The organism is Rufibacter ruber (assembly GCF_001647275.1).
GTDB classification, from domain to species: Bacteria; Bacteroidota; Bacteroidia; order Cytophagales; family Hymenobacteraceae; genus Nibribacter; species Nibribacter ruber_C.
Genome location: NZ_LRMM01000069.1, coordinates 1 through 20,400, shown reverse-complemented (window position 1 = coordinate 20,400; position 20,400 = coordinate 1). Strand labels below are relative to the sequence as shown.

Annotated in this window: 14 protein-coding genes; 5 read left to right on the top strand and 9 right to left on the bottom strand. The window is 53.3% G+C overall.

Going from position 1 to position 20,400, the window contains the following annotated elements; genetic code table 11:
* Positions 1-85 precede the first annotated feature (85 nt).
* The 3 genes from purS to A8O25_RS18920 are packed head-to-tail and all read right to left on the bottom strand — an operon-like array spanning position 86 to position 1,736.
* Complete coding sequence (purS, locus tag A8O25_RS18930) at positions 86-337, bottom strand: phosphoribosylformylglycinamidine synthase subunit PurS (protein ID WP_066838321.1); 252 nt, start codon at positions 335-337, stop codon at positions 86-88.
* Positions 334-1,044, bottom strand: coding sequence for a CDP-diacylglycerol--serine O-phosphatidyltransferase (gene pssA, locus A8O25_RS18925; RefSeq protein WP_066838320.1), 711 nt, complete (start codon positions 1,042-1,044; stop codon positions 334-336). Before pssA ends, purS begins: the two co-directional genes overlap by 4 nt.
* A 41-nt stretch (positions 1,045-1,085) precedes the next feature.
* Entirely contained in the window at positions 1,086-1,736 is a 651-nt protein-coding gene (locus A8O25_RS18920) for an MBL fold metallo-hydrolase (protein WP_066838318.1), read from the bottom strand.
* Between the two features lie 69 nt (positions 1,737-1,805).
* Between A8O25_RS18920 and A8O25_RS18915 the strand changes: the two genes are divergently transcribed.
* The gene (locus tag A8O25_RS18915) at positions 1,806-2,882 is read left to right on the top strand and encodes an NAD(P)/FAD-dependent oxidoreductase (protein WP_066838315.1); all 1,077 of its coding nucleotides are present in this window, start codon (positions 1,806-1,808) and stop codon (positions 2,880-2,882) included.
* Entirely contained in the window at positions 2,879-6,085 is a 3,207-nt protein-coding gene (locus tag A8O25_RS18910; RefSeq protein WP_153042832.1) for a BamA/TamA family outer membrane protein, read from the top strand. Before A8O25_RS18915 ends, A8O25_RS18910 begins: the two co-directional genes overlap by 4 nt.
* Before the next feature lie 118 nt (positions 6,086-6,203).
* Here the strand turns inward: A8O25_RS18910 and purQ are convergent, their stop codons facing one another.
* Positions 6,204-6,896, bottom strand: a complete 693-nt coding sequence (gene purQ / locus A8O25_RS18905; RefSeq protein WP_066838311.1) for a phosphoribosylformylglycinamidine synthase subunit PurQ — start codon at positions 6,894-6,896, stop codon at positions 6,204-6,206.
* Between the two features lie 121 nt (positions 6,897-7,017).
* Between purQ and A8O25_RS18900 the strand changes: the two genes are divergently transcribed.
* Genes A8O25_RS18900 through A8O25_RS18890 form a run of 3 tightly spaced genes read left to right on the top strand, consistent with a single transcriptional unit; the run spans position 7,018 to position 10,059 of the window.
* Positions 7,018-7,902 carry a YicC/YloC family endoribonuclease gene (locus tag A8O25_RS18900; protein ID WP_066838309.1) on the top strand — a complete coding sequence of 295 codons (885 nt, stop codon included), beginning with the start codon at positions 7,018-7,020 and terminating at the stop codon, positions 7,900-7,902.
* Positions 7,903-7,957: 55 nt separating this feature from the next.
* Positions 7,958-8,659, top strand: coding sequence for a zinc metalloprotease (locus A8O25_RS18895; protein ID WP_066838307.1), 702 nt, complete (start codon positions 7,958-7,960; stop codon positions 8,657-8,659).
* Positions 8,660-8,673: 14 nt separating this feature from the next.
* Positions 8,674-10,059 carry a T9SS-dependent choice-of-anchor J family protein gene (locus A8O25_RS18890; RefSeq protein ID WP_338152766.1) on the top strand — a complete coding sequence of 462 codons (1,386 nt, stop codon included), beginning with the start codon at positions 8,674-8,676 and terminating at the stop codon, positions 10,057-10,059.
* A gap of 55 nt (positions 10,060-10,114) precedes the next feature.
* Here the strand turns inward: A8O25_RS18890 and A8O25_RS18885 are convergent, their stop codons facing one another.
* From A8O25_RS18885 to ruvA, 5 genes are all read right to left on the bottom strand, one after another.
* Complete coding sequence (locus A8O25_RS18885; protein WP_066838301.1) at positions 10,115-11,386, bottom strand: M28 family metallopeptidase; 1,272 nt, start codon at positions 11,384-11,386, stop codon at positions 10,115-10,117.
* A gap of 54 nt (positions 11,387-11,440) precedes the next feature.
* Complete coding sequence (locus A8O25_RS18880) at positions 11,441-11,815, bottom strand: VanZ family protein (protein ID WP_161947793.1); 375 nt, start codon at positions 11,813-11,815, stop codon at positions 11,441-11,443.
* Positions 11,816-11,825: 10 nt separating this feature from the next.
* Entirely contained in the window at positions 11,826-12,206 is a 381-nt protein-coding gene (gene gcvH, locus A8O25_RS18875) for a glycine cleavage system protein GcvH (protein ID WP_066838290.1), read from the bottom strand.
* A 349-nt stretch (positions 12,207-12,555) separates the two neighbouring features.
* Entirely contained in the window at positions 12,556-19,611 is a 7,056-nt protein-coding gene (gene sov, locus A8O25_RS18870) for a T9SS outer membrane translocon Sov/SprA (protein WP_241499091.1), read from the bottom strand.
* A 121-nt stretch (positions 19,612-19,732) separates the two neighbouring features.
* Positions 19,733-20,323: a Holliday junction branch migration protein RuvA gene (gene ruvA / locus A8O25_RS18865; RefSeq protein WP_066838287.1), complete on the bottom strand. Its 591-nt coding sequence runs from the start codon at positions 20,321-20,323 to the stop codon at positions 19,733-19,735.
* Positions 20,324-20,400 lie beyond the last annotated feature (77 nt).

Here is a 20,400-nt window from a genome sequence, read left to right as displayed (position 1 = left end):
GGGTAAAGTATTCACTCCGCAACACAGCCTTTGCTTCATAGGTTCAGCAGGGGGTAAACCCTGCTGAACCTTAAAGTATTGATCCTTAATTGGCTGTGAGGCGGTAAGAATAAGATTCCATGATCAGGTTGGCCAGCAGCTTCTTGCAAGCTTCTTCTACTTTTTGGGTAGCAGCGGCTTCATCTTCGGCTTCCAGCTGTAAACGTATATGTTTGCCAATTCGTACATCAGCCACTTGCTGTAATCCTAAATGCTCCAGACCCAGCATAACGGCTTTGCCTTGAGGGTCTAACAGTTCAGCATGGGGCATGATATCAATCTCGGCGGTGAATTTCATATTGCAGAAGGTTTAATAAGGGAAATAAGAACATAAAATGCCACCAGAAGGGGCACGGCAGTAAAGTTAAGCCACGATAATAGAACAATTGCAAGTCCTAAGAAAATAAACTGCTTCTGGTTGTCCTGCCATTTGAAATTCTTGAACTTGAGCGCAAACAGCGGCACCTCAGAAATTAACAGGTAAGAGAACAGCAGGGTAATGCCCAGCAGGAAGAAAGGGTTAAGAATGATGCCAGACAAGCCATAGGTGTCATTGGCCAGAATAAGCGGGAACGACACCATAAGCATGGTATTGGTTGGCGTAGGAACCCCAATAAAAGAACTTGTCTGCCGGGTGTCCAGGTTGAATTTTGCCAGCCGCAACGCAGAGAAGATAGTCAGGATAAAGCCGGCGAAGGGGAGCCATTCTTCGGCGCCAGCCCCAAACGATGTATTCTCAGCCAGGCTCATTTTAAGGAGCTGGAGCATCATGGCACCCGGGACCACGCCAAAAGAAACCATGTCTGCCAACGAGTCCAGCTGCTTCCCAATCTCTGAGTGAACGTGCAGCAAACGGGCAATCATGCCGTCCCAGAAGTCAAAGGCCACGGCTAGCGCCACCAGGTAGGCGGCAATGGTCAGCTTCTGCTGAAAGATAAAGTAAACGGCCAGGCAACCGCAGAACAGGTTGAGGCAGGTGATAAGGTTAGGCAGGTGCTTCTTCATGCAAGGGAGTAAATGGGCGTTTTGGGGCTGTTTTTCAGAAACTAGGCCAAAAACGGGTTGCTGTTCTTTTCTTCACCAACAGTGGTAGACGGCCCGTGGCCGGGATATACCCGTACCGCGTCTGGTAAGGTGAAGAGCTTGGTTCTAATGCTGTTGATCAATGTCTGGTAGTCACCACCGGGCAAGTCTGTGCGGCCAATACTGCGCTGGAAGAGTACGTCACCGCCAATCACCAGTTGGCTTTCTTCATGGTAGAACACCACATGCCCGGGGGCATGCCCAGGTGTGAAGAGCACCTGCAGCCTGGTATTGCCAAATGACACGTCTTCGCCTTCTTTTAAAAATTTTTCAGGGAGCACCTCCTGGTACTGCGGAAAACCATAGGCGGCTGAATAGGTGGGAACCGCCCGCAGCACCGCCAGGTCAGCCTCGTGAATTTCTAACGGAACATGGTAAGTGGTAGCCACAAAATAATTTCCCAGCACGTGGTCAATGTGGCAGTGCGTGTTGAGCAGCCTTGCCACAGTCAATCCCCTGGCTTCAATAAAATCCTTCAGTTCCTGCTCCTCCTGCCTGGTAGCGCAGCCGGGGTCAATGATCACACACTCCTTTGAAGAGTCAAAGAGCACATAGGTGTTTTCACTGAATGGGTTAAAGGTAAAGCTCTCTATTTGCAGACCAACAGGCGTCATGGCGGTTTCTTGCGTTATTTTGGTGGCTCTAAGTTACAGAATTCAGCGGCACAAGCCGTACCTTGTCGCATGATTTATGATTATCTGGTTGTAGGCCACGGACTGGCCGGTGCCATTCTGACCTGTTTTTTGGAAAACAACGGTAAAACAGCTTTGGTATTTGATGTGCCCAACCCCCATGCGGCCTCCAGGGTGGCGGCGGGTTTGATCAACCCGGTGGCAGGCAAGCGCTTTGCCAGGAGTTGGCGGGTAGATGAGTTTTTGCCGGCCGCCACGGCGTTTTACCGGGACCTGGAAACCCGCCACCAGGTAGCCCTCTTTCACCAGAAACCCATCTTGAAATTATTCTCCACCCCAGAGGAACAGAACACCTGGATGGGGAAAAGTGCTGATCCCGCCTGGCAGGAGTATGTAGAAACCACGCATTTGCAACTACCGGTTTCTGCAGACCTGCACCAGGAACTGGGAGGCCTGTTGATTCAGAGGGGAGGCTATGTGGCCCTGCGTGCGTTTCTGGAACTGCGGGAGCAGGAACTGGCCCGGCGGCAGGTTTTACGTACAGAACCTTTTGACCCAGAGCAACTGGAGCTGGTACCCGGCGGGGTAAAGTACCAGGGCGTAGAGGCCAGAAAAATCATTTTCTGTGAGGGCGCCGGCGGTGCCCAAAACCCTTTTTTCAGCTGGCTGCCGTTTTCTTTGAACAAAGGTGAAATTTTAGACATAAATGTACCTGATTTTGAAGCCGAATATATCTATAACAAAGCAGTTTACGTTGTGCCTGTAGGGCAAGGCCACTTCAGGATTGGGGCCACCTACAACTGGCGGGAAGTGAATGAGGAAATAACCCCGGCGGCGCGGGAAGAACTGGCGGCCAAAACAAAAGACATTCTTAAGAAACCCTTTGCCGTGGTAAATCAGTATGTAGGCATACGGCCGGCGGTAAGAGACCGTAAACCCTTGATTGGCAGGCATCCAGAGCTGCCGCAGGTGGCGGTTTTCAACGGTATGGGATCTAAAGGCGTGCTCATGGCCCCGCTGTTGGCGCAACAGTTGATTTCAGCGTTAGAGATAGAAACACCGCTGTGGCCAGAAGTAGACATTGCCCGTTATTTTTCATTATATTTAGCATCTAAGTCAAACACATGAGTCAACTCTCTACTCGCGTAAGAAATGTGTACCGGCTAATGTTGATTCTCCTGTGCGCAGGGGTACCATCATTCACCTTTGGGCAAGCCACGGCCCCAGATGATTTCGGGCAGAACCGCATTCAGTACAAGCGGTTTAACTGGCAGTACTACAGCACCCAGAATTTTAATGTCTACTATGCGCAAGGCGGCATAGAACTGGCCCGCCATGCGGCTGAGCATGCTGAGAAGGAGCTGAAACGCATCACCTCTCTCATTGGCTACTATCCTTACTCCAAAATTACCCTCATTGTCTACAATTCAGTCTCTGACCTGAAGCAGAGCAACATTGGCCTCATTGATGACCCGTACAAAGGCGGCAATGACGTGTTGTTTGTGAAAAGCAAGATTGAAATTCCTTTTCAGGGGTCCCAGACGGAGTTCAAGCGGGAGATCACCTACCGGGTGTCTGAGTTGCTGCTGTCTGACATGATGTACGGGGGGAGCTTGAAAGAAGTCATCCAGAGCAACTACCTGCTGCGTCTGCCAGAATGGTTTGTGTCTGGAGCTGCTGCCTACATCTCAGAAGGCTGGAGTGTGGAGATGGACAACTACGTGCGCGATATGCTGCAGAAAACCGGCGGCAAGCGCTCTGAGCCGTTGTTCGCCCGTAACCAGAAGCGCACCGGGCAAGCCATCTGGAACTACATAGCTGAAAAGCACGGCGCGTCTGCCATCCAGAACATTCTCAACCTTACCCGTATCACCCGTGACATTGAAATAGGCATTGCCAGCAGCCTGAACATGCCGTACAAGCGCTTCATGCGGGACTGGTTTGCGTATTACAACCAGATGAACACCTTTGCCGAAGGTGTGCTCCCTGCCCCAGACAAGGAGAAGAAGATCAAAAAAATCACTTCACCCAATGACTTCTATTCAGAGCCGGTATTGAGTCCCAACGGGCAGCAGATGGCTTTTGTGATCTATGACCGGGGTAGCTACAAAGTGGTGATCAGGGATCTGAAGCGTGAAAAACAGAAAACTATCTACAAGGGTGGGTTTAAAATGCCAAATCAGGAACAGGACCATACGGTGCCGCTCCTTTCCTGGCGCTCAGAAAACCAGATTGGCATCACAGACTATAAAAAAGGCAAACTCCAACTGAAGCTGCAAGCCGCTGACAGCAGGTACTGGCCTGCTGTTGAAACCGTGAAAGGCTGGTTGGGCAAGTCTCGCGGGGTGCTTCCGTTGGGGGCGTACAGCCAGGTGACCGGGTTTGATTATTCAGCAGACGGCCAGTTTCTGGTGCTGAGTGCGGTAAAGAACGGGCAGAGTGACTTGTTCCTGTACCGGGGAAACCGGTTGGTGCAGCAGTTGACCAATGATATTTATGATGACCTGCAGCCTTCCTTTTTGCCGGGCAGCAACCGCCTTGTCTTTAGTTCTAACCGGTTACAGGATTCCTTGCAATCAGCGCAGGGAAAGTTTAGCCAGGTGGCCAATAACTATGACATCTACCTGTATGATCCGGAGAATAGGCAAAGCCGGTTTTGGCAGCTGACCTATACCCCCGCCAATGAAGTGCAGCCTGTTGGCCTCTCAGCAGATGAAATCATGTACATAGGGGAGGAAACCGGCATCAGAACTTTGTACCGGCACAATACCCAAACAGGTGAGATCAGCAGGGTGACAGATTTCCGGCAGAACATCAAAGACTATGACTATCACCTGGGCACCGGCAATCTGGTGTTTATTGCCCTGGACAGAGCCAAAGAATATGCCTACTATTACCCTAATTTCCCTTTAACCACGTTTTCCGCCTTCAAAACCAAGCGGCAGGAAGTACTGGAAGGGCATCTGGCCAAACGCATAGAGCAGGAAAGAGCCCGGGTGGCAGCTGCCCTGGCCGCCAAAGCCAAGGCAGATTCAATGGCTGCACTGGCACCGGTAGCCTCTCCCGGCCAGCAGATTACCACTGACTCAGCCGCGGCAAAGACGGCTGTTGCGGCCGCAGCGCCTAAGCCCAGAACCATTCTGGCCATGCCAGCGGCAGACACCCTGGCGCTGAATAAACCAAGGCCCTATGATTTGCGCTTTGGCGTAAACAACCTCATTACTTCTATCTATGCAGACCCGTTGCTGGGGTTTGGGTTTGTGATGGAAGTGGGCATGGCAGACCTTTTTGAAGATTACCGCATACGGGGTGGGGTCTTTGCGCTCACAGACCTGCAGACCACCAATTTTTATGCAGAGTACTCTAACCTGAAGAACCGCTATGACTACCGCGTTGGCTACCAAAAGCAAAGCGTATACATGGTTGACGGCCCGGCTGTTAGAAGACTGGGCAAACACGAGATCCTGCCCGCGTTCAGTTACCCCCTGACCAATGCGCTGAGTGTGAAAGTACTGCCAAGGTACTCAAACATCAGGTACACGTTTATTGAGAATTTCACTGAGCCAGACATTGTCATGGACTTTGCCGGTATTGGCGGGGAGTTGGTGTATGACAACTCAGTGGTGACTGGCATGAACATGCGCGAAGGCACCCGTATGAAAGTGGGGGTGACCCGTATGTACGGCATCGGGAAAAAGGAGAACGGCTTTGGCAAGTTTTACGTGGACCTGCGGCACTATCAGAAAATTCACAAAGAGTTTGTGTGGGCAAACCGGGTGAGCTACGGCCATTCGTTTGGGCCATCCCCTAAAAAGTACCTGGTTGGCGGGGTAGACAACTGGATCAATGCCTCAGAAGACTCGGTGCAGATTCCGGAGGGCGGCGCTACCCCAGATGATGTCATCTCCCAGTTCTTCTATATGGAATTTGCCACACCATTGCGCGGCTTTAATTACAATGCCCGCAATGGCACCCGGTATGTGATGTGGAACTCAGAGCTGCGGCTGCCCCTGTTCCAATACCTGTTTGAAGGGCCTATCAACTCCGGGTTCTTCCGGAATTTCCAGCTGGTTGGTTTCTTTGACGCCGGTACTGCCTATAATACCGGGAACCCGTTCAGTGAAGACAACTCTGTGAATACGCAGCCGGTACCGCAGCCGCCGTTTGAGATTATAGTGCGTAACTTCCGGAACCCGCTCATGTACGGGTACGGCTGGGGAGCCCGCACTACTTTACTTGGCATTTACGGCCGCTTTGACATGGCGTGGGGAGAGAAAGACTTGGTAAAAGTGGGGCCTAAGTTCTACTTCTCAATGGGCTATGATTTCTAGAACCTGATCAGCTGTTTCTGTTTTCGGCCTGTTTTCTGAAAAACAGGCCGAAAACAGAAGCGCTCCCTTGGCTGGCAAGGGAGGCGCTCCTGTTTTATAGGGAAAAAGATTTTGCTACTTAAGCCTGCACAGCCTGCAACAGGGCCTCAAACATGAGGCGGCCGTCTGTGTTGCCCAGCTCCTGGTCAACGGCGCGCTCCGGGTGCGGCATCATGCCAAACACGTTTCTGTTGGCGTTGGTCACCCCGGCAATGTTGAGTACGCTGCCGTTGCAGTTGCAGATCTCATTGACTTCACCGTTGGCATCACAGTACCGGAACAGGATCTGACCATTGTCCTCCAGCTGCTTCAGGGTATCCTGGTCTGCATGGAAACGGCCCTCGCCGTGGGCGATTGGAATTTTATAGGCTTTGCCCGGTTCTAACAGGGCGGTAGGCAAGGTGTCTGTATGCTCTGGCGTGATGTACACGTTCTCACAGATAAATTTCTGGCTAACGTTGCGCAGCAGGGCGCCCGGCAGCAGGCCCGCCTCTGTCAGGATCTGGAAACCGTTGCAAATACCCCAAACGTACCCGCCGCTGTTGGCAAACTTTACCACTTCCTGCATGATGGGCGAGAAACGGGCAATGGCGCCAGAGCGCAAATAGTCACCGTAAGAGAAACCGCCTGGCAGCACAATGAAATCACAGTTCTGCAGGTCATGGTCTTTGTGCCACAGCCGCACCACCTCTTGCTGGGTGGTGGTATGCAGGGCATCAATCACATCTTGGTCACAGTTAGACCCTGGGAAAACGACTACTCCAAATTTCATGTTCCAAAGATAAGCAAATTACGTCTGTGATGCCACGCATGGGCACCGCTGAGAATGCTGCAAGATAGGCAGAGACTGGCTCTTTTTTCCTATTTTTGCTTTTTATTCCTTATTGTGCCCTATGTTGCTATCTATGACCGGGTTTGGAGCTGCCCAGCTTGAAACCGATGCCTATACTGTAAATGTGGAGTTGAAGTCGCTCAATTCCAAGTCAATGGACCTGAGTTTGCGCCTGCCCCGCAGCCTCTCAGACAAAGAACTGGAGATCAGAAACCTTATTTCCAAAAGCCTGGTGAGGGGCAAAGTGAACCTTACCGTTGAAATAGGCAGGAACAAAGCCAGCGGCACCCGCAACAAAGTAAACCGCGAACTCCTCATGGCCTATTACCAGGAACTGGAGCAGGCCGCGGCCCAGGTGGGGGCAACGTCGCCAGATTTGTTCAGGCTGGCGCTGCAGATGCCAGAGGTGATGCAGACAGAGGCCGCAGAAGAAACCGTGGCAGAAGACGTGACCTGGGGGCAGGTGGCTCCGGTGCTGCAAAATGCCCTGGACAACCTCAACTCCTTCCGGGCAGATGAAGGCAAGGCGCTCACCAATGAGATTGTCTCCTACATTGACCGCATCAGAATTCTGCTGGCAGAGGTAGACAAGCATGACCCCACCCGGGTGGAGCAGATCAGGCAGCGTATTCAGGGGCACCTCACAGAGATCAGTTCCTCTGAGTCTTTCAACCAGAACCGGTTTGAGCAGGAGATGATCTACTACATTGAGAAATTAGACATAGCTGAAGAAAAAGTACGTCTGGTCAACCACCTGCACTATTTCACAGAAACGGTGTACCTGCCTGAACCAACCGGTAAGAAGCTGGCGTTCATCTCCCAGGAGATTGGCCGTGAGATCAACACCATTGGGTCAAAGGCCAATGACTCAACCATCCAGCACCTGGTGGTGGAAATGAAAGAGGAGCTGGAGAAGATCAAAGAGCAGTTGAACAACATTCTGTAACTATTTTCTGTTTTCGGCCTGTTTTCTGAAAAATACCTTAAAAACGCACACGCAGATGCGGCAGCACGTATTGGTACTCGCCTTGTGGTTAACCCTGGGGGCCACGGTTTTACAGGCGCAAACCCGCTCCTGTGGCACCATGCAAAAGGTGAAACAGCAGGAGCGGTCACAGCCTAACCTGCTACAGCAGCTCAGGCAGCAGGCACGGCTGGCCACCCAGCTGGGCCCCAAAGACGTTCAGGGAATGAAGCCGCTCTCTGGGGTGGTCACTATTCCGGTGGTGGTGCATGTGGTGTATAACAAACCGGAGCAGAACATCTCAGATGCCCAGATACAGTCGCAGTTGGCGGTGCTGAACCAGGATTTCCGGCGGCTGAACGAGAACAGAGCCAACACACCCGCTCTTTTTCAAGGTGTAGCGGCAGACGCCGAAATTGAGTTCTGCCTGGCCCGGCGCACTCCGGGCGGCGAGCCAACCAACGGGATCACCCGCACCCAGACCAGTGTCACAGAGTTCGGGGTTAATGATTTAATGAAATCTTCCGCCACCGGCGGAACACCTGCCTGGAACACGGCCCAGTACCTGAACATCTGGATAGTCAAGTTCTCAGACAGTGAAAATGTATTAGGCTACGGGGAGTTCCCCAATTCAGTGGCCCCTGAAATAGATGGGGTAGTCATTGATTTCAGGGCGTTTGGCACCATGGGTACCGCCGTACGCCTTTTAACAAGGGCAGAACCACCACCCATGAGGTAGGGCATTGGCTAAACCTGTTCCATATCTGGGGAGATGAAGACTGCGGTGATGACCAGGTAGCGGACACCCCTACCCAGAAAGAGGAGAATACCGGCTGCCCCACTTTTCCGCAGGCCAGTTGCAACAATACCAGTGACATGTTCATGAACTACATGGACTACACCCATGACGCCTGCATGAACCTGTTCACGCAAGGGCAGAAAACGGTGATGCAATCCAGCCTGAGCCGGTACCGGGCTGGCCTTCTCACCTCGCCCGGGTGCCAGCCCGTGCAGATTCCGGCACTGGATGCCGCCGTGCAGGGAATCATCTCACCAGCCTATGTGGTCTGTGAAAACCAGGTGGCGCCGGTGGTGGTACTGAAGAACCTGGGTTCCCAGCCGTTGACCTGGGTACAGATAGCGTACCGGATAGACAACGGGCCCTCTCAGACCGTTGACTGGTCTGGGGCGCTTGCCACTTTTGGCACAGCCACGGTTGCACTGCCCAGCCTCCCGGTAACAGCGGGGGCGCATACGTTGACTGTTTCCATTGTTTCCCGGAACGGAGTAGCCACAGACGCCTCTTCAGCCAATGACCAGTATGTGACGGCCTTTCAGGTGCAGGGCCTGGGGCTGCCCCTCACGCAGGGGTTTGAAAGTCCAGTCTTTCCGCCCGAAGGGTGGCGGGTCCAAAACCCTGACTACGGCGTCACCTGGTCCAGGACTACCAGAGCGGCCAAAGCGGGCGCAGCGTCTGCGTACCTGCAAAACTATGATTATGACGCGGCGGGGCAGGTAGACGAGCTGGTGCTGCCGCCTCTGAACCTCACCAGCCGCACGGCCCCCGTGCTAACGTTCCAGCTGGCATACTCCCTCTATTCCTCCTCAGATTACTCAGACACGCTGGAAGTGTGGGTGTCTACTGACTGCGGAGTGAATTACCAGCGCGTGTACCAAAAATTTGGGCGGAGCTTAACCACCACCACGCCCCATTACACAGACAAGGAGTTTGTGCCTACCGCCAACCAATGGCGGCTAGAGACGGTAGACCTTTCTGCCTTTGCCAACACCGCCACCGCCCTGGTCAAATTCAGGCACGTGACAGAATATGAGAACAACCTGTACCTGGACGATGTGAAAGTAGATGGCGTTCCTCTGGGGACCGCTGAAGAACAGGCATTGCAGGCTCTGCAGGTGGCGCCCAACCCCACCACGGGGCTGGTGCAGATCACCTCACCGGTGGCGAACGTGGAACGGGTGCAGGTGCTGGATGCGGTAGGTAAAGTGGTTCAGGAAGCAAGCTACAGCCAGGGAAAGCTTGCTCAGCTCTCGCTGGCCAACCAACCAAACGGCATCTATCTGCTCAGGCTGGTGACCCCAAAAGGGGTGGTGGTAAGAAGGGTGCTGTTAATGCGGTAACCGCAAATGCTGTTTTTGGCCTGTTTTCTGAAAACCAGGCCAAAAACAGCATTTGTTACAGAGCCTTTACAAAAGCGGTGATCAGGGAGAACACTTCTTTCAATTTTGTGAAAGGCAGCGTCTCGGGCTTGTCATTGGGGTGGTGGTATTCAGTAGTGGTGCCGCCCAGTGTGTAGAAAAAGAACGCGGGAACGCCTTTCTCAGAGAAGTAATAATGGTCAGAGTTGGCAGCCTTGCCGCGGCTCTTGATCTGCGGAAGCCATTGGTGGCGCTGGTTGAGCTGTTGCAAGAGCGCAAACTGCCGGGGATAAACGCTGCCGTTCACCACCATCAGCCCTTCTTCACCGGTACTCATGAGGTCCAGGTTCAGCAGAAACTTAATCTGGCCCAAAGGGAAGAGCGGGTTTTCTGTGTAGTGTTTTGAGCCCACCAGGCCGGCCTCTTCCCCGGCGAAGGCCATAAAGGCAATAGAATAGTCTGGGCGGTTCTGGGGCTGGGCGTACCAGTGCGCCAGTTCCAGCAGCAGGGCCGTGCCGCTGGCGTTGTCATGGGCGCCGGGGAAGTACAGGTCTTTCCCCTGGTGGCCCAGATGGTCATAATGCGCGGTGATGACCACAAACGAATCTGGTTTTACGCTGCCGGGCACGTAGCCTATCACGTTCTGGCTACGGTAAGCAGGTTCCAGGCGGGCATCAACCGTGTACTCCACCTTGCGGGCTTTGGCGGGCCAGGACTTCTCCAGCACCTCCAGCACCGGGAACGGCAGCTGCTGCCCCCGTACCGTGCCCATCAGTTTTGGCCCGGGCTGCAGCACCACAACGGCCTCAATCTGCTGTAACTGCATCTGGAAGAGCTCTGGTAGGTTGAGCAGGTCATTGAAGTGCCGTTGCCGCACCACCAGCACCTTGTTCCTGAGGTTGGTGGTCAGAAAATTCTGGGCGGCGTCTACGTCTTTCAGGAGCAGCGTGTTAATCTCATAGACCTTGCCTTCGCCCTGGCCCGCCCCGGTGGCGCCATGGGCGATAAAATCTGTGCCTGGTTTCAGGGGTTTGCCCTCTACCTTAAGGCTCAGCCGGTTGTCCAGAATGTTGATGGGCAGGGTGAACGGCTGAAAAAAACCAGAGGAGAGCGGCTTCAGGCCAATGGCCGCATACTGCTTTATCAGGAATTCGGCCGCCAGGCTGTCACCCTTGAAGGCGTACCCGCGGCCGTGCAGCTGGGGAGACGCCAGTTGCTGTACTGTCTGCCGTACCCGGGAAAGGTCCTGGGCGGTAGTAGTGAGTTGGAGCTGCAGGAGGAGAAGGCAGAAAAAAAGCAGATATTTCATAGCGCGGGTGAAAGGTGGTGGTTTCTGTTTTTGGCCTGTTTTCTGAAAAACAGCCTAAAAACGGCGGAGACCCAGAAACCAGACGGCCAGCCCCAGCACGCCGCCTATAGAATTGCTGACCATGTCTGCGGGGTCAAAGGCCCGGCCCCAGCCCATGGCGCCCTGCAGGAATTCTACCAGAATGCCAAAACCGGTGACTACCAGAAATGAAAGCAGAACGAGCCGGGAGGTGAGGGGTACGGCCCCCGCCCGCTTACACCCGAAGAGCAGGAGCAACAGCTGGCAGCCAAACAGAACGGCGTGCACCAGTGAATCAAAAGAGAGGAGGTCCCAATGCGGGGTGGGAGGTAGGGCCTGGGCGGGCAGCAGTGTTCCAATCAGGATCAGTACTGCCCACCCCAGCGCCGGTGCAAAGTGTTGAAACCGCACCAATGAAAGCTTAGGCGCCTACCAGTTCACGGTAAGCCGCGGCAGAAAGAAGCTCTGCCACCTCTGCCTGGTTGTCAATTGACATCTTGATCATCCAGCCGTCACCGTAGGCGTCTGAGTTTACCAGCTCAGGGCTTCCGTCTAGCTGCGGGTTTACCTCCAGCACCTCACCGGTCAATGGGCTGAACAGGTCAGAAACGGTTTTCACAGCCTCAACGGTACCAAACACTTCTTCTTTGGCTACGGTCTTGCCTACGGTGTCAATGTCTACATACACAATGTCACCCAGCTCGCGCTGCGCGAAATCAGTAATGCCTACATAGGCTACCTCGCCTTCAATGCGTACCCACTCGTGGTCTTTGGTGTATTTCAGTTCTTCTGGGAAGTTCATAAGGTTGTGTGGTTAATGATGTCCAAAAATACATTCTTTTTTGATGTGGCGGAACCAGTTGCTTTTAAAATATACGCGGGCGGCTCCACTACAGGGTAGTGAAACGTTTCTGCTTTCGGCTTGTTTTCTGAAAAGCAGGCTGAGAGCATGGTTGAATCTATCTTTTGCGCTACAAAATGGCATTAAAAGAACCTGACTTTGCTCCCATTTCCCTACTGCAAAACCAACATTTGAACAAGCTCTAAAAACAGAAACGCCGACTCAGGCCAGCGTTTCTGTTTTTAGAGCTTGAAGGTTTCTGTCTCTGTTTTGGGGCTGTTTTGAGAAAAACAGCCCCAAAACAGAAAGGCTAGTCAGACAGGCTGAACCGCAGCTGCACACCGCCCTCTGTCACGGTATTTCTAAAGGAGTTGGCCACCTTAGGCTCATTGATGTTCTGGGTGAAGTAGAACTGCAGGTTCAGACGCTGGCTCACCACATAATCAATGGTGGGCCGCAACTGCATCTGCAGGGCACCGGCGGTGGTGAGGTTGTTCTGGTACTCCTGCCCATTGTTGTCAACAGCAATGGTGCGCTGAATGGTCTCGTTGTCTCTGATGGTGAAGTCCAGGCGCATGGTCAGCTCATTCTCCAGGGTTCGCTTGCCGCCAATCTTGAACGGCAGCTTGAAGTTGGTGGCGCTGTAGCCAATACCTACTACAATGTCTTTGATGCCGTTCTCGGTGATCTGGGCGTTGGTCATGTTCAGGAGCAGGTTGCGCTGGGTCTTGTATTCCACGCGGCCGGTGATCTGGCTCTTGGTCCTGAAGTTTACCCCAATCAACGGAGACATGCTCTCTGTAATAGCCACCTGGCTGATCACATAGTACGGGATCACTTCGCCCTTGTCACTCACCTGGTCAGGGAAGCCGTTGGGTGCGAAATTGTAGTCCAGCGCCGTGCTGAAGTTAGCCACCGTGTAGTTTGACTGGTAGGCGTGGTTCAGGGTAAACGAGCTGAAGTACTTCTGGAAGAACGGCAGCTGTGACAACCCGTTGTACACAATGTTCCAGTTGGGCAGCGGTATGGCATCAAACGGTTTGTTGGGTTTGGCTTTGTACCCGCTTATGTCTTTGCCCTGGTACGCGTTCAGGAACGCCGGAATCAGGACATCCTGTGAGTTTAGCCCGTACACCCCCGGCGACGGATTGGCTGCGTTCAGGCGGGCGGCCACCTCGGCCCGGTACCTGATAAAGTCATCAAATACTTTAGAGTAGGTGCCAGAGCCGCCTTCAAACATGGTCTGAACCGCAATGAAGGACACGCGATAAGAACCTGTGGTGAAAGGGTTCTGGCGCTGCACCACCAGTGCTGAGTCACGGCGGTAGAACACTTCTTCTATCTCAGACTTGTTCATGGCCGCATCTAAGGTAATGATGAAGTTCCTGAACGGTTCAATGGTAGCCCTACCTGTGAGGTTGATACTGTTGAGGGAAGACAAAGGTGTGTTCAGGTATTGGCTGCTGTCTGTGTACCAGCCTTCCCGGTTGGCCCGGTTGTAAAGGTCATCCAGCTCATACTGCTTGCCCAGCACGAAGGCCAGGCCCGGTGCCCCAAAGCCGTCTGCCAACCCAAAGTTCTGGGCCGTGGGCAGGAAGCCCGGCAGCAACGTTCCCTGGGTTTGGGCAAATGTAAAGTTCACAGACCTGGCTGACATTAGCGTGCGTAGCACGCCCTTCAGGATTTTGTTCTCCCGCTGCCGGGTTGTGTCTGCCGCCGCGGTGGCATTGGGCCTGGCCCCCGTGCGTGTATTCTGCTGCCGGATTCCCGGATTGGGGGCGGCGTCATTCACCGCTTTCAGGAATTTGACCTTGTTGTAAAGCCGCACCAGGTCAACTTTTCCGCTCAGGCTGGTCTCTGTGCTGTTCTCAATGGTGTTCCCCAGGCGCAGGGTGTCATTGTTGCTCAAAGCCGTAGACGCTGAGGTCCACCGGTAGCCAGCCTGGTAGCGGGCGTCACCGCTCAGGAAGTCGGTGAGCGGGAACTTGTCTAGCGGCAGGCGGTAGGTGAGGGCAATGGTCTGGTCAAAGTTGGTGTTACGCCCAAAACGGCGCAGGTTGTGCCAGATCTCATCTGTTTTCCAGCGCAGGGAGTCTACATCATCATTGATACGCCCGTCTGGTTCGTCTACCACGGCGCGGTTGGTGGCGGTGTAGTCTAAGGTCAGGCTCTTGGTCAGATCCCACTTCACATCATAGATCCGGTTAAAGAAGAATGATTTCTGAAAGGTAGGCCTATACCCCGCCGTGTCTGGCAATTCATACGGGGAAACCCGCCCCTGCAGAAACGTCTCATTGTAGCGGCGGTCCAGATCTGCCCGCACGGCCACCCGGCTGGGCAGCAGCGTGAAGTTGAACTCCTTCAGCCAGCGCAGGTACGGTGACTGCAGTGCTTTGGCATTGGCAAACGGTGTGTAACTCTTAGGTGTGTTGTTAAAGGTGTAGGCAATGCCCCCGGTATATGCTTTTGAGAAATTGCGGTCTGTGACAATGTCTGTATGCAAGACTTCACTGTAGGCATAAGACACTGAGAAGTTCTCTATGTCATAGAGCTTGCTCTTCTCCTCTGGGTTGGTCTTTTCTTTGCGCACGTTCAGCAGGTTAATGCTCTTGGTGGTTGTCTGACTGACGACTTCCTTCCGGTAGGCATCCCGTTCTGACTCATTGTCAAACTTCTCCATTGACAGATCCAGCGGCGTGTCCCGGTCTAGCGGGTCATACTTAGGCTCTGCCACCGTGGTCCCGTACTGAACGGAGAGCGGTACTACCAGCCCCAGTTTAGAGGGCAGCAGTTTCTCTGCGGCAATGTTGGCGGTGACATCAAACTGGCTGGTGTTCTCCCGGGTAAGCTGGGTGGCCCGCTCCTGAATGCCACCAAAACCTACCGTAGTGTGGCTGCCGGTGGCGGTAATATTGGCAAAGTCTGCAAGTTTCACATTGGCCCGGGCAGTAGCGGCCCAACCGCCGGTGCGGTCAAAGTCTGACACCCGCAGCTCGTTGACCCACAGGCAGACAGAATGGGAGGCCCGGTCTGCTGAAGAAGGGTTCTGAAGCCCAATCATGATGCTTTGCACATCACTAAAGTCTGGGTTACCCCTTACCCGCATGATTTTTCCATTCACCAGGGTTTCAAATACCTGGTTCAACGGTACGCCCGCTTTGTTGCGTTCTGACTTGGCCCGAACAAAATCATCAAACGCCACGTCAATCTGGTTCTCCTCAAACCAGATCTGATAAGGATCACTGCTGCCAGGCGGGGTGATCTTGAGCGGAATGGAATACTCGTAGTAGTTTTGGGTGAAGTCTGTGCCAATTCTGATAAAGGCCATCATCTCACCGTCCTGGGTGCCGCTGGGGCTCTGGGCGTGAATGTACATCTTCAGGCGTTTGTAGATGAGCATGTCCTGTGACACATTCTTGTACACTGCCTTGCTGAAAGAATCCTGCAGGTTCTCCACACACAATTGCAGGGACTGCTCATTCTGTCTACGGTTGTTGGCAGAGGCGTAATCCCGCTGCCGCTCAACCCCAGGTGGCACTACGTACGGAATGGTACCGGCATCTACCTCGCCGTTTTCTTCAATACTCACGGTAGAAACGTTGAAATTGTCTGCGTCAGACTCGCAATCTCTACAGGGGCCGCCTTCGTTCAAAATGGTGTTATACGTACGCCACTGGTTGGCTACAAACTGCATCTGCACAAAACGCAGGACCACCGGTTTCTCAAAATGGGTCATGTACATACGCATGAACCGGATAGACTTGAAGCCTTGCATGTTGTTGACATTGCCCGTTGGCTTGCGTACCGGTATCCGGAACTGGTACCAGCTGTACCGTTGACCGTTGGCATCTGTAGAGTCAACCTTGTCTACAATGTAGTTGTCGCCCACCTGCATTCGGCTAGGCCGAAGATCAATCCCGTACTCATAGTACTGCTCCAGGTCGCTTATGACGTTGTCTTTGTTCAGGTCCTCTTTGTCTGGGTAAGCATAAGAAGACAGGTTGCTGTTGACCGGTGAGTTGCCCTGCATGCCGTTGAAGTTCTTATACCGGCCCAGCACCCCCACGTTGCGGGCGTCATAGTCCCCGTCCAGGTGATGCCGGAAATTATCAGCAGACGGGTCACTAAACGCCCCGTATTGGCCCCCGTGCAGGTTGCGGAAGAATGCCTGCTCATCTGAGTCATTCAAGCCGTCCAGACCTATGTCCTGGAACTGGCGTGAGCCTGACTGGTTGTCAAACGCGTCTGTCAGAAACTGGCTTCTGGTAACGTAGCCCCACTCTGTCTGCTCCAGTGCCTGGAGGTTCCCGTCTACCGGAAGGCCATTTTCAAAGGCGTACCGCTGGTCTTTGAGCAGGTCTTCTGAGATATTTCCTAAGTTGAAGACCAGCTTACCATTCTCATCAAGGCTGTTTTGGGCGTCATCTTCACCGGTGATGATTCTTCTGCCGCGTTCGCCTTTGATGAAAGGATCCATCATCCAGAATTCCAGATATTCAATGTTGGCGTTGTCAAAGTTGTTGTCAAACGAGATTTCGCGGCTAATCCCTGCCCAGTGGTTTCTGGGGGTAGTGGTCAGGAACTGCCCGTCTGGGCTCACGTTTGGGCTGTAGTTGTACTGACCACGCTCAGTAGGGTAATAGGCCAGGTCAAAGGTGTACTCAAAGGTATTGTTGGTTTCCGGATCACGGTTAGGGAATATCTCCCGGCGCTGCACCCCGCGTACATAATGGTTCTCCAGCTCAGATTTGGTGATGTTTGACGGTCTGAGGTTATTAGCAGTGTAATAGATCTGGTCAATGGTGTACCAGGCCAGTTTTGCTCTGTTATAGGCGTAGGCCAGCCCGGTCGCTCCGTTGATAAGGGGGGCCGGGGTGGCAGAAACGCGCCAGGCGTTGGTGTTAAACCCGCCCAGGGAGTAAGGAGTTTTGGCGTTTTCAAAATCATCAATGTACGCCACGCCGTCTTCGCCCTCAAACTTGGTTTTTTGGGGCACCAGCTGCGCAAACTCAGCCCCCAGCGTGACGGTAGACGGTACTTTGGTGTCTAAGAACGGGAGCTTGTCTGTGAGGCGGGTTAGCAGGCGGGAGTCACGCCGGTAGTTTACATCAAAACCATAGACGGTGTTGTTGCTGGGGTCATCGCCAATGCTTACCCGGTTAATAAACGGCCGCTCGCCCTGGCTCAGTACCGTGGCCCCCAGAATCAGGTCATTGTCTACTTTATAGTCAAAGCGGGCGCCCAGCAGGGTGCGGGGCTGCACGTTGAGGATGTCTGCCTTCTCAAAGGTGATGCGCAGGTTGCTGGCACTGCTCAGGTAGCTGGGGTTCAGGATCTTCACCCGGCCCAGATCATAAAAGACCTGGTAATCCTGGCCCTCTACCAGCCGGGTTCCGCCGGAGTAAACAGCCACTGACCCTTCTGCTATCCTAATGCCGGGTAAGGTAATCTCATCTGTGCTGGAGGCTTGGTAACGGCCGGTCAAAAAGAACTTATTCTTTTGTGAAAATTGCTGGGCATCTGTCTGTATGGAGTCATACAGCTCCTGAAACACATATTTATTGATAAAGCGGTCTTCTGCCGGAGAGGTGAACTGTGTTCTGAGGAAGGAGCCAAAAGGTTCTACCACCGGAAAATACATGCGCCCGTTCTCAGGGTCTATGGTGATACCGGGCAAAAAGTCAAAGTTGCCGTCTGCCGGGCGGTCATTGTTGGTATTGACGTTATCCAGGTTAAACACCTGCACCAGCGGAATTCCCTTGATGCGGGACTCATCCTGTAAGCTGGTTAAATCGCCCCCGGTCTCGTCATCTTTGTAAACCACGTTGAGCTGGAAGTTCTGGCGGTCAATCTGATTAGCGTTGAGGGCATAGACGTTTTTCATCATCAGGTCCCATGTGGGCAGGTTCACCGCCGGGTTGGTGGCCCGTAGCAGTTTCAGGAAGATCACCTGGTCTTCTGCCACATTGGTATAGTCTTCCTGTAGTTCCCCAACTTTGTACGTTCGCCCATTCAAGGTATATTCAAACGCCACCCCCAGCACCTGTTCTGGGAGCAGGGCGGCATTTAAAGAGATATAGCCCAGTTGTGGGTTGAACTTGTATTCATTCTGCTCCAGCCTACGCGCCCGTACCCGTTCAAAGTCAACGGTTTTCCTTAGGCCCAGGCCCTCTAAAAAATTATCTACCTGATTGTTGTTACGGGCAGAAAGGGCTCCATAGAGGCTGTTCTGGCCGTTGCCGGCCCCGGCCCCATTGGGCAGGCTTCTGTCAAACTGGCTGCGGTAAGGATCTGGTTCGCCCAAGTCCATCAAGGCAACCACGTTGCGCAGATTCTGGGTAGAGCGGTTGTCATTGGTAATGTACACTTCCAGACGGCGAATCACAATGCCCGAGTTTACCAGCGGCAAGTTGCGCAGGGCCTGGTCATAGCGGTTCCTGAAAAACTGGGCCAGGAAGAAGTGGCGGTTGGCGTCATACTCATCTGCCCTGATCTCAAACCTCCTGTTCTGCGCCCCGTTCTGGATGTCTATCTGGTCAATGCTGCCGCGCTGGTTGGCGGCAATGGTGGTTACTGACAAACGCCCTAACTGCAGCTGTGCCTTTAAGCCGAACAGGTTTTGCCCCCCAGAAATAAGGGAGTTGTTCAGCGGAAGGCTTACGTTACCGGCCTCAATTTTTCTGATGATCTCCTCTGGGTAGCCGGTGTATTCCAGCTTGAGGTTGTTCTCAAAGTCAAAATTTGCTTTGGTGTCCCAGTTGGCGGTGATGCGCATTTTCTCGCCAATGCGGCCATCAATGTTCAGGGCAATGCTCTGGTCAAACTCAAAGTCCCCCACGCTCTGCTGCCGCAGTGGGATAGCCGGGTTCTCATTCTTATTAAAGAGCGCGCCAAATTTCAAGGTGGCTAGACCATTGGGTCTGATGTCAACGGTATTGCCGCCAAACAAACGGTCAAAGGTGCGGCCGCCCAACTCAATCTTGGGTACCAGGCGGCGGCTGGTTGACTCTGGGTTCTGTTCATCAATGCTCGCAGATTTGGAGCGCCAATATTCCCTGATGGCCTGCCGCTGTTGGTAGCGGGAGTACTCCTCAAAGGTCATGGTGCTGGGGTCCCGGTAATCAAAACCGCCAATCTGCTCATTAATTTCAAACCGCTTGAGGCTATCATCTGGCTCTACCACCGTTTTCACGTTAGAGGGCAGGGGCAAGAGGAGGGGGGAGAGCGTAGTGCGGTTTGAAAAAGGATCACCGCGGCGGTCATCAAACCTGATTTTAGGGCGGGTAGACTTGATGTACCCCTGGTTTTTAAGCGTGTCCTGTGTTTCTTCGGGTTCACCCGGTGAAGCCAGTAAATAGGCACTCATGCCTGCCAAGGACACTTTCATTGGCTTGGCCTGTGAGAGCCAAGCCATCAACAACACCAACCCTACCGCGGCTGCAAGAATGTGAGGCTTTCTTCTGTTAAACACAAAAAGGGGAAGTAACTTAAGATGACTTAAGAGCTAATTTAATCATTTCTTCCACGCTTAGGCCTGCACCTTCACGCTTAATGATTGAGTCTAAGGTTTTTTCGGCCACGTTTTTCGCGAAGCCCAAGGTCACTAGTGCTGATAACGCCTCCTCGCGTGCGGTATTGTGTGCCCCAAAAGAGACCTGTACCGCGTCTGGTCCCAAGCCTTTTCTGAACTTGTCACGCAGCTCCAGAATAATGCGCTGGGCCGTTTTAGCCCCAATGCCCTTCACCTGCTGAATGGTGCGCACGTCTTCCCGTACAATGGCCTGCTGTACCTCTGCCACCGTGAGGGAAGACAGAATCATTAGCCCGGTATTAGGGCCTACGCCCGATATGGAGATCAAATGGAGAAAGGCGCTTTTCTCTGCCGGCGTGGCAAACCCGTACAGGGTGTGGGCGTCTTCTTTGATGTGCAGGTACGTGTAAAGTTTGCACCGCTCACCTTCAGGCAGCGCGCCAAAGGTGTTAAGGGAAATTCTTAGCTCGTACCCCACGCCCCCCACGTCAATGATGACAAATGTAGGGTCTTTGTGGGCAAGGCGGCCATCTAAATAAGCAATCATGTAGTCTTGGTTCTATAGCGCAGGCATTAATTGAAAATTTCTGTTTTTCGGCCTGTTTTTCAGAAAACAGGCAAAAC

Excerpts from the sequence above, each read along its gene's own strand:
- gcvH (WP_066838290.1), bottom strand. The coding sequence starts at position 12,206 with ATGAACTTCCCAGAAGAACTGAAATACACCAAAGACCACGAGTGGGTA.
- A8O25_RS18920 (WP_066838318.1), bottom strand. The coding sequence starts at position 1,736 with ATGACGCCTGTTGGTCTGCAAATAGAGAGCTTTACCTTTAACCCATTC.
- A8O25_RS18885 (WP_066838301.1), bottom strand. The coding sequence starts at position 11,386 with ATGAAATATCTGCTTTTTTTCTGCCTTCTCCTCCTGCAGCTCCAACTC.
- A8O25_RS18915 (WP_066838315.1), top strand. The coding sequence starts at position 1,806 with ATGATTTATGATTATCTGGTTGTAGGCCACGGACTGGCCGGTGCCATT.
- A8O25_RS18910 (WP_153042832.1), top strand. The coding sequence starts at position 2,879 with ATGAGTCAACTCTCTACTCGCGTAAGAAATGTGTACCGGCTAATGTTG.
- purS (WP_066838321.1), bottom strand. The coding sequence starts at position 337 with ATGAAATTCACCGCCGAGATTGATATCATGCCCCATGCTGAACTGTTA.
- sov (WP_241499091.1), bottom strand. The coding sequence starts at position 19,611 with ATGAGTGCCTATTTACTGGCTTCACCGGGTGAACCCGAAGAAACACAG.
- pssA (WP_066838320.1), bottom strand. The coding sequence starts at position 1,044 with ATGAAGAAGCACCTGCCTAACCTTATCACCTGCCTCAACCTGTTCTGC.
- purQ (WP_066838311.1), bottom strand. The coding sequence starts at position 6,896 with ATGAAATTTGGAGTAGTCGTTTTCCCAGGGTCTAACTGTGACCAAGAT.
- A8O25_RS18900 (WP_066838309.1), top strand. The coding sequence starts at position 7,018 with ATGTTGCTATCTATGACCGGGTTTGGAGCTGCCCAGCTTGAAACCGAT.
- ruvA (WP_066838287.1), bottom strand. The coding sequence starts at position 20,323 with ATGATTGCTTATTTAGATGGCCGCCTTGCCCACAAAGACCCTACATTT.
- A8O25_RS18895 (WP_066838307.1), top strand. The coding sequence starts at position 7,958 with ATGCGGCAGCACGTATTGGTACTCGCCTTGTGGTTAACCCTGGGGGCC.